The organism is Pseudomonas sp. PONIH3 (genome assembly GCF_002934345.1).
Taxonomy (GTDB): domain Bacteria; phylum Pseudomonadota; class Gammaproteobacteria; order Pseudomonadales; family Pseudomonadaceae; genus Aquipseudomonas; species Aquipseudomonas soli.
Genome location: NZ_CP026386.1, coordinates 1821920 through 1837537 on the forward strand (window position 1 = coordinate 1821920; position 15618 = coordinate 1837537).

16 protein-coding genes are annotated in these 15618 nt (G+C 63.9%); all 16 read left to right on the plus strand.

Annotated elements, in window-relative coordinates; translation table 11 throughout:
- Window positions 1-94 precede the first annotated feature (94 nt).
- On the plus strand, window positions 95-1519 hold the full coding sequence (locus C3F42_RS08255; protein ID WP_028699135.1) for an efflux transporter outer membrane subunit: 1425 nt from the start codon (window positions 95-97) through the stop codon (window positions 1517-1519).
- A gap of 74 nt (window positions 1520-1593) precedes the next feature.
- A complete protein-coding gene (locus C3F42_RS08260) occupies window positions 1594-2538 on the plus strand; it encodes a LysR family transcriptional regulator (protein WP_004883081.1) in 945 nt (314 codons plus the stop codon).
- Window positions 2535-2810 carry an EexN family lipoprotein gene (locus C3F42_RS08265; RefSeq protein WP_004883082.1) on the plus strand — a complete coding sequence of 92 codons (276 nt, stop codon included), beginning with the start codon at window positions 2535-2537 and terminating at the stop codon, window positions 2808-2810. The genes C3F42_RS08260 and C3F42_RS08265 overlap by 4 nt, the downstream gene beginning before the upstream one ends.
- 290 nt (window positions 2811-3100) lie before the next feature.
- Entirely contained in the window at window positions 3101-5116 is a 2016-nt protein-coding gene (locus C3F42_RS08270; protein WP_004883083.1) for a conjugal transfer protein TraG, read from the plus strand.
- On the plus strand, window positions 5113-5577 hold the full coding sequence (locus C3F42_RS08275; protein WP_004883086.1) for a ribbon-helix-helix protein, CopG family: 465 nt from the start codon (window positions 5113-5115) through the stop codon (window positions 5575-5577). Before C3F42_RS08270 ends, C3F42_RS08275 begins: the two co-directional genes overlap by 4 nt.
- The gene (trbB, locus tag C3F42_RS08280) at window positions 5574-6641 is read left to right on the plus strand and encodes a P-type conjugative transfer ATPase TrbB (protein ID WP_004883088.1); all 1068 of its coding nucleotides are present in this window, start codon (window positions 5574-5576) and stop codon (window positions 6639-6641) included. Before C3F42_RS08275 ends, trbB begins: the two co-directional genes overlap by 4 nt.
- Entirely contained in the window at window positions 6638-7021 is a 384-nt protein-coding gene (locus C3F42_RS08285; RefSeq protein ID WP_004883090.1) for a TrbC/VirB2 family protein, read from the plus strand. The genes trbB and C3F42_RS08285 overlap by 4 nt, the downstream gene beginning before the upstream one ends.
- Entirely contained in the window at window positions 7018-7290 is a 273-nt protein-coding gene (locus tag C3F42_RS08290; protein ID WP_004883097.1) for a VirB3 family type IV secretion system protein, read from the plus strand. Before C3F42_RS08285 ends, C3F42_RS08290 begins: the two co-directional genes overlap by 4 nt.
- A gap of 11 nt (window positions 7291-7301) precedes the next feature.
- Window positions 7302-9752: a conjugal transfer protein TrbE gene (trbE, locus tag C3F42_RS08295; RefSeq protein ID WP_004883099.1), complete on the plus strand. Its 2451-nt coding sequence runs from the start codon at window positions 7302-7304 to the stop codon at window positions 9750-9752.
- Window positions 9749-10486: a P-type conjugative transfer protein TrbJ gene (gene trbJ / locus C3F42_RS08300; protein ID WP_004883101.1), complete on the plus strand. Its 738-nt coding sequence runs from the start codon at window positions 9749-9751 to the stop codon at window positions 10484-10486. Before trbE ends, trbJ begins: the two co-directional genes overlap by 4 nt.
- Window positions 10487-10498: 12 nt before the next feature.
- A complete protein-coding gene (locus tag C3F42_RS08305) occupies window positions 10499-10825 on the plus strand; it encodes a hypothetical protein (RefSeq protein WP_004883103.1) in 327 nt (108 codons plus the stop codon).
- Window positions 10822-12186: a P-type conjugative transfer protein TrbL gene (gene trbL, locus C3F42_RS08310; RefSeq protein WP_004883106.1), complete on the plus strand. Its 1365-nt coding sequence runs from the start codon at window positions 10822-10824 to the stop codon at window positions 12184-12186. The genes C3F42_RS08305 and trbL overlap by 4 nt, the downstream gene beginning before the upstream one ends.
- A gap of 29 nt (window positions 12187-12215) precedes the next feature.
- Window positions 12216-12920 (plus strand): conjugal transfer protein TrbF, encoded by a 705-nt coding sequence (gene trbF / locus C3F42_RS08315; protein ID WP_004883108.1) that lies wholly within the window; start codon window positions 12216-12218, stop codon window positions 12918-12920.
- Window positions 12917-13909 (plus strand): P-type conjugative transfer protein TrbG, encoded by a 993-nt coding sequence (trbG, locus tag C3F42_RS08320; protein ID WP_004883112.1) that lies wholly within the window; start codon window positions 12917-12919, stop codon window positions 13907-13909. The genes trbF and trbG overlap by 4 nt, the downstream gene beginning before the upstream one ends.
- 2 nt (window positions 13910-13911) lie before the next feature.
- Window positions 13912-15192, plus strand: coding sequence for a TrbI/VirB10 family protein (locus C3F42_RS08325; protein WP_004883119.1), 1281 nt, complete (start codon window positions 13912-13914; stop codon window positions 15190-15192).
- On the plus strand, window positions 15189-15431 hold the full coding sequence (locus tag C3F42_RS08330; RefSeq protein ID WP_004883121.1) for a DUF2274 domain-containing protein: 243 nt from the start codon (window positions 15189-15191) through the stop codon (window positions 15429-15431). The genes C3F42_RS08325 and C3F42_RS08330 overlap by 4 nt, the downstream gene beginning before the upstream one ends.
- Window positions 15432-15618: the final 187 nt, after the last annotated feature.

Consider the following 15618-nt stretch of genomic DNA (forward strand, 5'->3'; position numbering starts at 1 on the left):
ATGCTTGATTTTTGAACCGTCTGGACGGTATAGTACACGCCATGAACTATGCCCGTCAAGACGGCCTCCTCAATTCACAACCTAGTGGCTCAACATGTCCGATCCCTACGCCCGCCGCGGCCTTACTGCTGTTGCATTCCTATCGATCACGCTTCTCGCCGCGTGCAGCCACTCGCCTCACAGGGTGGAGACATCACGCGTTGAGGTTCCGGCCAAATTCATGAACGAAGCGGGTCTGGCTGTGCAGCAGGTGCCAGCACAAGCACTCCCGGCCGAGTGGTGGACGGCGTACGGTGATCCGCTGATTGACGCGCTGGTGCGCAACGCGCTGGAGCACAACACCGATCTCGCTATTGCAAGAGCGCGGATTGATGAAGCTGTGGCGATCACCCGACGTACACGCGCTTCAATGTTCCCTAGCTTGGCGCTCACGCCCCAAGCAACGCGCGCGCGCGACTTTTCTTTGGCACCGACCATCAGCAGCGATGCCAGGCTTCCGCTGTCGGCTTCATGGGAAGTTGATCTAGCGGGCCGCCTCTCGCATGCCGCTGATGGCGCACGGATGGACGCAGTTGCTGTCGAACAGAACTGGTTCGCGACACGTTGGCAGATCGCCTTTGAGACAGTGTCCGCTGCACTGCAGCAGCGGCAGGCGGCAGAGCTGGAAGATCTGGCAAAAGAGCGACTTCAAGTCGCCGAGCGCCTTGAGCGTCTGACAGAGCAGAAGTTCAAGGCAGGTCAAGCTACGGGCTTTGACATTGAACGCACGCGTTCCGAGGTCATCGCCCTCCGGGTGGAGCAAGAGCAGTTGCGACGCGTACGCGGCGAAGCAACGCATGCCTTGGATGTGCTCGTTGGCCGGATTCCGGGGGCGCTTGGCAGCGGTCCTGCGCTTGCCTCTCTCACCATGCCCGATTGGACTCCCAGAAGCGTGCCAGGCGAATTGCTGCAGCAGCGCCCCGACGTCAGAGCCGCGCAGGCGCGTCTTGCAGCGGCGACGGCGCGATGGAACGCAGCAGAAGGCGAGCGGTTCCCCAAACTTGTGCTCGATTTGAGTGGTGGGCGCCAACGCTTCGAGAACAACGGAACACGTGTGGCAGGGAACATTTTCTCTCTGGGCTTGGGTGTGACGCTTCCGATCTTTGACGGTGGAGCAATACAAGCGGGAATCGACGAGGGCTCAGCACGCAGTCGCGGCGCACAGGCTGACCTGGAACGCACGGTTTTGCTTGCGCTTCAGGATGTGGAGAACGCTTATCTGGGCTGGCAGACCCAGCGGACTTCTCTGCAGCATCAGGTCGATGGTCTTGTCGTCGCTGATCGACTCCTTGACCGCAGTCGACGCCTCTTTGAGGCGGGACAGGTGGATGCGACCGTTGTTGCAGAAGCGGAGCGTGGCACCTTGTCCCAGCGAGCGGCTCTGGTCCGTGCTCGCGCCGACGCAGCCGTGCAATGGGGTGTTCTCGCTAAAGCGCTTTCTGGTTCGCCAGAGCATGTGAATCTGCAATCTTCACCCTGAGTCCTTGAGTTGGAAGAACGCAGCATGGCAGCGAGTTTTAAATACTGAATAGATCGACGATTAGTAGGGGACGCATGGAAATTCGACATCTACGTTGTTTTATGGCGCTCGCCGAGGAACTTCACTTCGCTCGCGCCGCTGCGAAACTGCATATTGAGCAGTCCCCACTGTCTCGCACGATCAAAGAACTCGAAGAGGAGTTAGGAGCACAGCTCTTTATTCGGAACACGAGAAGCACGCGTTTGACACGAGCTGGGTTGATGCTCATGGAGCACGCACCTCGGGTGTTCGCATCCTTGCAACAGGCGCGGGACTGCGTGAAGGCAGCAAAAAATGGCTTTCATGGACAACTCCGCGTCGCCTTGTCAGACGGCGCAACACTACTGTGCTTACCAGCCCTATTGGCGTTGTGTCGCGAGGAGGAGCCCGAGGTTGAGATTCGCTTTTTTGAGGTGCCACTATCCCAACAAATCAAAGGATTGCACGACGACCTGTATGACGTCGGCTTTGCACAGTCCGACGACGTAGGTGATGGAATCGTCGCACTTCCCGCGTGGACTGACACGCTTATGGTGGCGCTGCCAGCTCGGCATCCGTTGCTGGCTCTTAAGCGAATTCCATTGGATGAACTGCTGCGCTACCCGCTAGTGCTATCTGATCCTCAAGTGTGCGAGGGCCACGCCAAGCACATTGAGCGAGTACTTAGCCGGGCTGAAATGCAGCCTCTAGTTGCCGAGCGGGTTACCACTTTCGACCTGATGATGGCGTTGGTATCTGCCGGTTTTGCACTCGGACTTACAGGGGCTGCACACATTGCAGCCTCCCGAGAGCCAGGAGTCGTGGCGAGGCCGCTTTCGACACGCGTACCACCTTTGACGACCTATCTACTCAGACTTGAAGGCGATCCGTTTGACGAGCTTGCGCGCTTCATTCAGCGAGTACAGGCCATCGAATTGCCAGAGTTTCTCAGGTCAACAAAAAGCCGAAATCCCGATCTTCCGGAGGAATTGATGCCATGAGACTCGCCATCACGCTCGTCGCTGCAATGCTAGTCGCATGCGGTCAATCTGATAAACCGCACAAAGCCACTAGTGCAGAAAAGAAAACCCCGACAGTAGAAGAGCTGGTGGCAGACCCGGAACAGCTCAAGAAGTTGCGCCAGCAATGCAAGACGGATCGGCCTACTTTGGGCGAACTGCTTTGCAACCGGGTAGCGGAGGCAACACGTAAGCGGTTCTACGGTGACGGAAAAACGCCATACACACCGCCCAAAGAATCCCCCAAATTCTGAAATTCAGCAATTCAGCAATTCAGCAATTCAGCAATTCAGCAATTCAGCAATTCAGCAATTCAGCAATTCGCTAGTCTGCCTGAATCTTCTGTTCGGCACGCTGATATTCGCCGGCGCTTACGGAGTCACTCCCTGGCTAGACACAGCGCGAATTCATTCTTTCTTATCGACCTTTCTGCCCCAAACGGTCTTTGACCGGCACTAAGCCAGCACCGATCCTGACGCCTGCGGCACATTTCTAAGCCGCGTTTCCCAAGGGAATCAGCGTAGGAGAGATTGGAGGCGGGGCTATGCAAGGTACGAATGTGCTGTTCGGTCAGATAGCCGTGGTATTCGGCATCGTGATCGCGGGTGTGTGGGGCGCCACACAATGGACGGCAGCAGCCCTTGGCTATCAGGTACGCCTTGGCTCCCCCTGGTTTGATTTCCTCGGCACACCGATCTACCTCCCGTGGAAGCTGTTTGAGTGGTGGTTCTTCTTCGATGCCTACGCGCCACGCGTTTTCGACACGGGCGGTGCCATAGCGGGTGGCAGTGGCTTGCTGGCGGTGGTGGTCGCAGTCTGCATGTCGATCTGGCGCTCTCGTCAATCACGCCTAGTCACGACCTATGGCTCGGCACGCTGGGCAAGTACGGAGGACATTCGCAAAGCCGGCCTTACGCAGCCGATCGGCGTGTTCCTCGGTCAGCACGATGGCAAGTACCTTCGGCATGAAGGCCCGGAACACATCCTCACTTTCGCGCCCACGCGCTCAGGCAAAGGCGTCGGCCTTGTGGTGCCGACGCTGCTTTCTTGGCCTGCATCCGCCGTAGTCCACGACATCAAGGGCGAGAATTGGCAGATCACCGCAGGTTGGCGCTCACGCTACTCACACTGCCTGCTGTTCAATCCGACCGATGCGAAGTCGGCGGCCTACAACCCGCTGCTAGAAGTTCGGCGCGGCGCACATGAAGTGCGTGACGTACAGAACATAGCCGACATTCTGGTCGATCCAGAAGGCGCGCTTGAGAAGCGCAACCATTGGGAGAAGACTTCGCACGCGCTGCTGGTCGGGGCCATCCTGCATGTGCTCTACGCGGGCGAGGACAAGACGCTGCGCGGCGTCGCCAATTTCCTCTCCGATCCGGCCAGCCCCTTCGAGCTGACCTTGCACCGGATGATGACCACACAGCACCTCGTGAACGTGGAAGGTGGTGGCCCGCATCCAGTCGTCGCTTCGGCGGCGCGCGAAGTGCTCAACAAGTCGGACAACGAGCGTTCCGGCGTGTTGAGCACCGCCATGTCGTTCCTGGGCCTCTACCGCGACCCCACGGTGGCCGAAGTCACCTCGCGCTGCGACTGGCGTATCGCCGACCTGATCGCGTCCGAGCATCCGGTGTCGCTTTATCTGGTAGTGCCACCTTCGGATATTTCGCGGACGAAACCGCTCATTCGCCTGATCCTCAACCAGATCGGCCGACGGCTCACCGAATCGCTCGACGGCAGCGACGGCATCGAACGCCGCCACAAGCTGCTGCTGATGCTCGATGAGTTCCCGGCGCTGGGCCGCCTGGACTTCTTCGAGACGGCGCTTGCCTTCATGGCGGGCTACGGAATCCGCAGTTTTCTTATCGCCCAATCGCTCAACCAGATCGACAAAGCCTACGGCCAGAACCATTCGATTCTGGATAACTGCCATGTCCGCGTGACGTTCGCCACCAACGATGAACGCACTGCGAAACGGATCTCCGAAACGCTTGGCACCGCTACCGAACTGCGCGCGCAGCGCAACTATGCCGGGCACAGATTGGCACCGTGGCTGGGGCACCTCATGGTGTCGCGGCAGGAGACGGCCCGCCCGCTACTGACGCCCGGTGAAGTGATGCAGCTTCCGACTGAGGAAGCTGTGGTGATGGTGTCCAGCGTGGCACCGATCAAGGCCAAGAAGCTGCGCTACTACGCCGACGCGAATTTCAAGAACCGCGTTTTACCGCCGCCTGTGCTCGCGGCCGGGCAATACGCGGACGCGCCACCGGCCCGGCCCGACGACTGGAGCGGCCTATCGATCCCAGCCGTGTCAACGGTCCGGGCTGCGGGCCTGTCCGGCGATGGCACAGGCACCGCCGATGACGGCGGCCCACGCCGACAGCCGGAGCTATCCGAAGTCAGCGAATACAGCCCCGAACCGCTGCTCGCCGGCCATGACCTGACTCTGCTCGATGACGACGACGACCTGCCGCTGCCGCTTCCCGGCCAGCTCGACCCGGCCATGCAGCGCACGGCCCGGCTGGCTTCCCTCGACCCCAACGACGGAATCGACTTATGAGCCAATACCGCCTCAATCTGTTCATTCAGCCCGAGCACGCCAAGCGTCTCGAAGAACTGGCCGCCAAGAAAGGCGTGTCCAAGTCGTCCATTGTCGCGGCGGCGCTCGCGTCGTGGCTATCGCCCGATGCTGGCGACCAGCGCGAGGCGGCCATCGCCAAGCGGCTCGATCGCCTGTCGCGGCAGGCCGAGCGCATGGAGCGCGACCAGAACATCCAGATCGAAACACTGGCGCTGTTCATCCGCTACTTCCTGACCGTCAGCACCCCGATTCCCGAAGCCCATCAGGACGCAGCTCGCGCCCAAGGCAAAGCGCGTTTCGAGCAATTCGTGGAGCGGCTCGGCCGCCACCTGCTGCGTGGCCGCAGCCTGGTGCGCGACGTTGTGGAAGAACTGCACCCAGACCCGGCGCGAATGGATGACGCGGAGGCACTGGCTGAAGCGCAGGAGCGTGCCTCATGAGCGCCATTCCGCAAACCCCGCCCGAACTCTCATCCGCCGCAACCTCTCTGGATCGCCGTATCCAGATGCTGCGCACGGCAATGGGGCCAGTCATCGCCGCTGCGCTGGCCGACCCCGACGTGGTGGAAATCATGCTCAACCCCGACCGCACCCTATGGGTGGATCGGTTGTCATCGGGCCGCATGCCGCTGGGCGTGGAGCTGTCCCAAGACGATGGCGAACGCATCATCCGGCTGGTGGCTGCGCACGTCGGCGCAGAGGTGCATCGCGGGCGGCCGCTGCTGACCGCCGAGCTGCCCGAAACCGGCGAGCGGTTCGAGGGCATCTTGCCGCCCGCAGCGCCCGGCCCAGCCTTCGCGCTGCGCAAGCGCGCCGTGAGCATCATCGGGCTGGATCGCTATGTGGCCGACGGCATCTTGACCACAGGCCAGGCCGAGTTCCTGCGCCGCGCCGTGCGTGAGCGCCAGAACATCCTGATCGCCGGGGCGACGAGCAGCGGCAAAACCACACTCGCCAATGCCTTGCTTGCGGAGATCGCCGCCACGGGCGACCGCGTGCTTGTGCTCGAAGACACCATCGAGCTGCAATGCGCAGCCCGCGACCATGTGCCGCTGCGCACCCGCGCTGGCGTCGTGTCTATGACCGAGCTGGTGCGGGCCACGATGCGCCTGCGCCCCGACCGCGTGATCGTCGGCGAGGTACGCGGCGGCGAAGCCCTGGACTTGGTTAAGGTGTGGGGCACCGGCCACCCCGGCGGCATCGCCACCATCCACGCCGGTTCCGCGCTGGGCGCGCTGCTGCGCCTCGAACAGTTGATTCTTGAAGTGGCGGTGAACCCACCGCGTGCGCTGATCGCCGAGGCGGTCAACGTCGTGATCCACATCGCCGGGCGTGGCCGCAAGCGCCGCGTCGAAAGCATCGCCCGTGTCGTCGGTTTCGACGGCACCGGCTATCGCCTGGCGGACGCGCTGGAAACACCGTTTCCCGAGCTGATGCCGGTTCCTCTCGCAGCCGATGCCGCTGCGCCTTCCTCGTCCCTTGACCTACCTGGAGAACTGCCATGACGCAGATGCACGTTCACGCTTTCCGTAATTCCGTAAATCCGGTTTCAACCATCGCACGCCTGCGGCGGCTGGCCGGCCCCGCGCACCACGGCCTGCTGCTGGCCGCAGTCATGCTGATGACGGCGGGCACGGCGAAGGCATCCGGCTCCTCGATGCCGTGGGAAGGCCCGCTGCAATCCATTCTGGAGTCGATTCAGGGGCCGGTGGCACGCATCGTCGCGGTCATCATCATCATCGCCACGGGCCTCGCGCTCGCCTTCGGCGACACGTCGGGCGGCTTTCGCAAGCTGATCCAGATCGTGTTCGGTTTGAGCATCGCGTTCGCCGCGTCCTCGTTCTTCCTGTCGTTCTTCAGCTTCTCCGGCGGGGCTGTCGTATGAGTGGCCCGGATAGCTTCGCGGCCGGCTTCGAGGTGCCGCTACATCGCTCGCTGACCGAGCCGCTCTTGATGGGCGGCGCACCGCGCACGGTGGCGATTGCCAACGGCACGCTAGCCGCTGCCGTCGGGCTGGGCCTGCAACTCTGGATTCCTGGCGTAGTGCTCTGGATCGTCGGTCACTCGCTGGCCGTGTGGGGCGCGAGGGTCGATCCGCAGTTCATGCAGGTCTTCGCCCGGCACATCAAGCACAAGCCGCTGCTGGACGTGTAGGAGACGCCGCCATGCTTAACCTTGCCGAATACCGCCAGCGGCCCGCCTTGCTGGCCGACTGGCTTCCCTGGGCTGGGCTGATCGCGCCGGGCGTGGTGCTGAACAAGGATGGCTCGTTTCAGCGCACGGCGCGCTTTCGCGGGCCTGATCTGGACAGCGCCACGCAGGGCGAATTGATCGCCACGACGGCACGGCTAAACAACGCGTTGCGCCGGCTGGGTTCGGGCTGGGCGCTGTTCGTGGAAGCCGAGCGCCAGTCGGCCGCGGACTATCCGCATTCCGACTTTCCCGAACCGCTGTCCTGGCTGGTGGACGAAGAACGCCGCGCTGCCTTTGAGGAATCGGGGAACCACTACGAAAGCAGCTATCACCTGACGCTAGCCTATCTGCCGCCGGAGGAATCCCGCGCTCGTGCAGCCAAGCTGCTCTACGAGCACGCGCCGGGCGATGGTGTGGACTGGCGCGGTCGGCTTGACGCCTTCCTGGCAGAAACGGATCGGGTTTTCGACCTGCTCGATGGCGTGATGCCAGAAATCGTCTGGTTGGACGATGCCGCGACGCTGACTTATCTTCACGCCACGGTGTCCACGCGGCGCTACCGGCTGGCCGTGCCCGAGGTGCCTTTCCACCTCGACGCACTGCTGGCCGATTCCGCCCTAGTCGGCGGCCTTGCGCCCATGCTGGGTGACCAGCATCTGCGCGTGGTGTCGGTGCGGGGCTTTCCGACCTCGACCTGGCCGGGCCTGCTGGACGACCTCAATCGCCTGGGCTTTGCCTATCGCTGGAGTACCCGGTTTCTCTGCCTCGATAAAGCCGAGGCGGAAAAGGAGCTGGGCCGCCTGCGTCGCCAGTGGTTTGCGAAACGGAAGAATGTCATTGCGCTACTGCGCGAAACCATCTTCCAGCAGGAATCGCCGCTGGTGGACACGGATGCCAGCAACAAGGCGGCCGACGCGGATGCCGCCTTGCAAGAGCTTGGCAGCGATCAAGTCGCCTTCGGCTACCTCACCGCCACGGTGACGGTGTTCGATGACGACCCTGCCGTAGCCGACGAAAAGCTGCGCATGGTGGAACGTGTCATCCAAGGACGTGGCTTCGTCACCATCCCCGAAACCTTAAATGCAGTCGATGCGTGGCTGTCGTCCATACCAGGCAATGCCTATGCCAACGTGCGCCAGCCCATCGTCTCGACGCTGAATCTGGCGCACATGATGCCGGTGTCCGCCGTGTGGGCTGGGCCGGAGAAAAACGCCCATCTCGACGGCCCGCCGCTGATCGTCACGCGCACGGATGGCGCGACGCCGTTCCGGCTGGTGACGCACATCGGCGACGTGGGGCATACGCTGGTCGCGGGGCCGACGGGCATGGGAAAATCTGTCCTGCTGGCGATGCTCGCCTTGCAGTTCCGCCGCTATGGCGGCTCGCGCATCTTCGCCTTCGACATGGGGCGATCCATGCGGGCGACGGTGCTGGGCCTGGGCGGCGAACACTACGACCTCGGCGCGGACGGCGCCATTGCCTTTCAGCCCTTGGCCCGTATCGACAGCGAAGGCTATCGCACCTGGGCCGCCGAGTGGATCGAAGGCCGCCTGCTGCATGAAGGCGTGACCGTCGGCCCCGACGAGAAAGCCGCCATTTGGTCGGCGCTCGGCAGCCTCGCTGGTGCGCCGGTGGAGCAGCGCACGATGACCGGGCTTTCGGTGCTGCTGCAATCGAACGCGCTGCGGCAGGCATTGTCGCCGTATGTGCTGGGCGGCGCGCACGGCAAGCTACTGGATGCCGACCGCGACCGGCTCGGCAGCGGCGACGTGCAGGGCTTTGAGATGGAAGAGCTAATGCACAGCCCCGCCGCCGTGCAAGCGGTGCTGCGCTACTTGTTCGCCCGCTTCGATGCACGTTTCGACGGTGCTCCCACGCTGCTGATTCTCGATGAAGCCTGGCTATTCCTTGATGAACCGTCCTTCGCGGCACGCATCCGGCAATGGTTGAAAACTCTGCGCAAGAAAAACGTGTCGGTGATCTTCGCCACGCAGTCGCTTGCCGACATCAAGGATTCGACCATCGCGCCCGCGATCATCGAAAGCTGCGCGAGCCGGATTTTCTTGCCCAACCCGCAGGCGACCGAGCCGCAGATTCGCACGGTCTACGAGGGCTTTGGCCTCAACAGTCGGCAAATCGAAATCGTCGCCACCGCGCAGCCCAAGCGCGACTACTACTACCAATCGCGCCTGGGCAATCGTCTGTTCGACCTCGACCTGGGGCCAGCCGCGCTCGCCTTCTCGGGCGCATCCACACCGCAAGACCAACGCGACATTGACCGAGTGCTGACGCAGGCCGGCGCTCCCGGCTTCGCCGGTGCGTGGCTACGCCATCGCGGCCTCGATTGGGCCGCCGACCTGCTGCCGTCCTCGCCGTCGGCGGCTTCTTTCCTCGCTACTCAACCCCTGGAGATTTCGCCATGAAGACCCGTGTACTTTCCGTTTCGCTCGCCGCCGCGCTGGCCGGCTCGCTGATGCTCGCTCAGCCAGCGGCGGCGCTCACTTTCGTTGATCCCGTCAACTTGGTGCAGAACACGCTGACTGCCATCCGCACGCTGGAGCAGATCAACAACCAGATCAACCAGCTCCAGAACGAAGCGCAGATGTTGATGAACCAGGCGCGCAACCTGGCGAATCTCGACTTCAACATCGTCAACCGGCTGCGCTCGACGCTCGCCACGACTGAACGCCTGATTGCCGAGGCGCAAGGGCTGGCCTACGACGTGCAGAGCATGGATGCCACGTTCTCGCGCCTGTACCCGGAGCAGTACGCCGCCACCATCAGCGGCGACCGCATGGCACAGGACGCACGCGAACGCTGGAAGAACACGCTCGACGGCCTGCACACCGCGATGCGGATGCAGGCGCAGGTGTCGCAGAACCTGACGCAAGACGAAAGCGCGCTGGCCGACCTCGTGAGCCAAAGCCAATCGGCCACGGGTGCGCTGCAAGCGATGCAGGCAACGAACCAGCTTCTCGCCTTGCAGGCCAAGCAGTCCATCCAGGCCCAGCAGCTCCAGATCACACAAGACAGGGCGGCCTCGCTGGAGCTGGCGCGGCAGGCAGCGGCCACCGAGCGCGCCCGCGAAGTGCGGCGGCGCTTCCTGGGCACCGGCACGCCGTACACACCGCAGTCCGTCAACTTCTACAACAACTGACGGGAGGCGGCCATGCGATGCGTTCCTGTCCTGCTGGCCGTGCTGCTGACCGCATGCGGCCAGCAGCCGGCTGAAGACCTGACCGCCACCTTGGCCGCCGATCCCGTGCGGCTCAAGGCGCTGCGCGCCCAATGCGCAGCCGACCGGCAAACCGCAGGCGAAGACACCTGTCGCGCCGCTGCCGAAGCCTTCCGGCGGCGCTTCTTCACCGGCCAGACTGGGCCGGACGAATACCGGACGCTGGCAGAACTGCCGCCGATTCCGGCGAGTTTCGACACGCCAACCGACGACGCGCCGGAAGGTGATGCGTCGCTCGCCGCTGCGGAGGACACGCCATGAACGACGTAACGATCATCGACAGATTCCTCGATACCTTCTCGCGCTACATCGACTCCGGTTTCGGTCTGCTGCAAGGCGAAGTCGCGTTCCTGACGGCCACTCTCATTGTCATCGACATGACCATTGCCGGTCTGTATTGGGCCATGAGCCATGCGACCGGCCAGGGCGAGGACGTGATCGCCAAGCTGCTGCGCAAGGTGCTTTACGTCGGTGCCTTCGCCTACATCATCGGTAACTTCAATTGGCTGTCGAGCATCGTGTTCCGCTCGTTCGCCGGGCTAGGCATCACCGCCACTGGCTCGGCCATAACGATGGAGAACTTCTTGCAGCCGGGTCGGCTTGCCAAGACCGGCATCGACGCCGCTGCGCCGATCCTCGACCAGATCGGTGACATGGCCGGCTTCCCCGAAGTGTTCGTGAACCTCGACCCCATCGTGGTGCTGTTCATCGCTTGGCTGGTGGTGATCCTCTGTTTCTTCGTGCTCGCGGTTCAGCTTTTCATCACGTTGATCGAGTTCAAGCTGACCACGCTTGCCGGCTTCGTCTTGATCCCGTTTGCGCTCTGGAACAAAACCTCGTTCCTCGCGGAAAAGGTGCTCGGCAATGTGGTTTCGTCAGGCATCAAGGTCTTGGTGCTGGCGGTAATCGTCGGCATCGGCTCGGGCCTGTTCGCGGAGTTCCAGGTTCATCCCGACGAGCCTTCCATCGACCATGCGCTTGTCGTGATGCTGGCTTCGCTTGCCTTGCTGGCGCTGGGCATCTTCGGCCCCGGCATCGCCACGGGCCTTGTGTCCGGTGCGCCGCAGCTCGGCGCGGGTGCGATGGCGGGCGCTGCCGTCGGCGCGGTAGGCACGGGTGTTGCCATCGGTGCCGCCGCGACCGGCGTGGGCGGTGCCGTCATGGCGGGCGCACGCATGGCCCCGGCCGCCGCAAAGCTGGCCGGGAGCGGCGCACGCGCCGCCACGTCGGCGGCCAGCAGCGCCAAGTCCGCATTCCAGGCCGGTTCCGCCGCTGCGGGCGGCGGGGCTAAAGGCGCGGCTGCGGGCCTCGGCAATGTCGCCAAGACCGGCGCGCAAGCGGCAGGCCGCCGAGCTGCATCGGGCGCTTCCGCTGCCGGTCAGAAGGTGGCCGACTCCTTCCGGGCAGGATGGAACGGTGCGGATGTCGGCGCTGCCGGTTCCGGCCAGGCCGCCGCAGGCGAAGGCGCAGCCAGCGCGCCGAAGCAAGAGCAACCCGCCTGGGCAAAGCGGATGCACCGCCGCCAGCAGATCACCCATGCCGCAACCACCGCAGCCCACACGCTGCGCAGTGGCGACGGCGGCGGCTCAGGGCAAGGCCCAAGCCTGCGCCCCGATGCGTGACCCGATACCTGACCACCAAGGAGAACCCTATGCGATTCAAACGCCCGCAGGTGCGCTATGCCGACACGCCGCAGCCTGCCACCCCGTACCAATCCGCCGCGCAGGTGTGGGACGAGCGCATCGGCTCGGCCCGCGTCCAGGCCAAGAACTGGCGTTTTATGGCCTTCGGCTGCCTCACGCTTGCGCTGCTGATGGCCGGTGGCCTGGTGTGGCGCTCGGCGCAGTCCATCGTCACCCCTTACGTCATCGAGGTCGATCAGTCGGGGCAGGTGCGCGCCGTCGGCGAAGCCGCCACGCCGTACCGGCCCGCCGATGCGCAGATCGCGCACCACCTGGCGCGCTTCGTGACGCTGGTGCGCTCGCTGTCTATCGATCCCATCGTGGTGCGGCAAAACTGGCTGGACGCCTACGACTACACCACCGACAAAGGCGCGGCGGTGCTCAACGACTACGCCAGCAAGAACGATCCTTTCGCCCGTGTTGGCCGCGAGTCGGTGACGGTGCAGATCACCAGCGTGGTACGCGCCAGCGATGCCTCGTTCAACGTCCGTTGGACGGAGCAACGGTTCATCAACGGTGCCCCCGCCGGGACCGAGCGATGGAACGCGGTGCTTTCCACCGTCCTGCAAACCCCGCGCACCGAACAGCGCCTGCGCAAGAACCCGCTGGGTATCTACGTCAACGGCCTGTCGTGGAGCCGCGAACTGGATTCTTCTGAAGGAGCCAAGCCATGAACCTGTCTTTCCGCTTATACGCTTTCGCGCTGACCGTGGTGGCCCTGTCGGGCTGCGCTTCGCAGGGCAAGCCGCCTCCGTCCATTTCGCTCGATGAGCCGGTGCAGGCACAGCCGCTGCCGGAGCCGCCTGCTCCAGTGGAAGTCGTCGCCATGCCCGAGCCGCTGGCGCTGCCAGCGCAGTTGAAGCCGCTGCACGAGTTGGACGCGGCCCCGGCTAAGCCGGAGCCGGCCGATGAGAAGGTGCGCGTTTCCCGTGCCAATGCCGAGGCGCGCATCGCGCCCACGCGCGAGGGCTACGTCAATGCGATTCAGGTGTGGCCCTTCACCGATGGTGCGCTCTACCAAGTCTATGCCGCGCCGGGACGCGTGACCGTGGTTTCCTTGCAGCCGGGCGAGGAACTAGTGACGGTCGCAGCCGGCGATACCGTGCGCTGGATCGTCGGTGACACGTCCAGCGGCAGCGGCGACGCGATGCGCATCAATGTGCTGGTCAAGCCCATCCGCTCAGGCCTCAAGACGAATTTGGTCATCACCACCAGTCGCAGAACATACCTGCTGGAACTGACCTCGACGGAAAAGGCATGGATGGCGTCGGTGTCCTGGGACTACCCAAAAGACCGGATGTTGGCCTTGCAGCGCCAGTCGCAGGCGGCTAGCGCCGCCGCACCGGTCGATACCGGACTGTCGCTGGAGAAGATCCGCTTCCGATATTCCGTCTCAGGCAGCAATCCGCCGTGGAAGCCGCTGCGCGCCTTCGACGATGGCGAGAAGGTCTATATCCAGTTCCCGCCGGGAATCGCCCAAGGCGAGCTGCCACCGCTGTTCGTCATCGGCGCGCAGGGCGACGGACAACTGGTGAATTACCGTTTTCGCTCGCCTTACTACATCGTGGATCGGCTGTTCGGCGCGGCCGAACTGCGCCTGGGCGGCGACAAGGGTGACGTGGTGCGTATCGAACGCACGGATGGCTTGGCGCGGAGGAACTGACCATGAGCCAGGACGACACTCCCGACCTCGCCACGCCGCATGCGGGCAAGGTGGCACCCGAGGCAGTTGCGCTGCGCGCCCAACCGCGCCCGGTCACGCGCCTGAACCGGCGCACGCTGGCCATCCTCGTCGGCGGTCTCTCGGTCGCTGTGCTCGGCGCGCTGATGTGGTCGCTGCAACCGCAGCGGCGCGGTGCAGGCGAGCAGACCGAGCTTTACAACGTCGATCGCGTCTCGAAGTCCGAAGGGTTGGACGCGCTGCCGGCGGACTACTCGAAGCTGCCGCCCCCCTTGGCGGCATCCGTGCCGGAGTTGGGGCCGCCGCTGCCAGGCGATCTTGGCCCGGCCATTGTGAAGTCGCAGCAGCCGGTGACGGCCGCCTACGCGGCCCCCGGCAACGACCCCAACGACGCGTTGCGCAAGGAAGCCGAAGCAGCAGCGGCATCGGCGGTGTTCTTCCGCTCTGGTTCGCAGAAGGCCGCGCCGGTGGCGCAGACACAGGTAGCCGCTGCGCCGGGCTTCACCGCCAATGCGGCCTTCGACCCGCTGGCGGCCGGGCCTGCGTCGACGGCGGCCCAGCCCGCCGACCCGACCGCCGTGCAGAACCGGCAAGACCAGAAAGAGGCATTCCAGAAAGCCGGAACCACGGAAGCCCGTGATTCCGGCAACCTGACGCTGCCGGCGTCGCCGTATCAGGTCATGGCCGGAACGGTGGTCGCCGGGGCGCTGGTGACGGGCATCAAGTCGGACTTGCCGGGCGATGTGATCGCCACAGTGACGGAGCCGGTCTATGACACGGCTACCGGCAAGTTCCTGCTGATCCCGCAGGGGTCACGCATCCTGGGCAAATACAACAGCCAGGTCAGCTACGGGCAGAGCCGCGTGCAAGTGGTGTGGAACCGGATCATCCTGCCCGACACGTCTTCGCTCAAGCTCGACAACTTGGCCGGCACCGATCCGGCCGGCTACGCCGGCTTGGAAGATGATGTGGATTGGCATTGGGATCGCGTCTTTGCCGGTGCGGCACTGACGACGCTACTGGGCATCGGTGCCGAACTGGCTGCGCCGGAGAACCGGCAGGACGGTGATCGCGTCATCATCGCCGGCCGCGATAGCGCCCAGGACAGCATCAATCAGGTCGGTCAGGAGATGACCCGGCGCAACCTCAACATCCAGCCCACCTTGACGGAGCGCCCCGGCTTGCCGGTTCGCATCATCGTCAACCGCGATCTGGTGCTGCGGCCGTACCAGCCACTTTTCTTCAACAGGGGGACTTCGCGATGACGACGCGCAAGCTACGGCTCGGGCCGCTGCCGAAAACGGAATCCACGAAGCTGACTTTTGCTTGCCCGGCCAGCCTGAAAGCCGACCTCGACCGCTACGCTACGCTGCACGCGCAGACCTACGGCGAGGCGGTCGATGCCACGGTGCTAATTCCGCACATGCTAGAAGCCTTCATGGTCGGAGATCGGGGATTCAGGAAGGGAGGCGCGGGCAAGGCCGCGCCGCCGAAGCCAAGCTGATGATGCCGGTTTCCGCTGGCGGCCATCCCTCAAACGCGCAGCCCAAGGCTGCGCGTTCTTCATTCTGGAGGACGGCGACCGATTGGGCTATGAAGACCAAACGCGGCTACCGCCTGCAGGCAACCGCCCCCGATGCAGCACGCTCGGGCTTTCTACCGCGAAGCTCCTATGTGGCTCCCAGCCCACA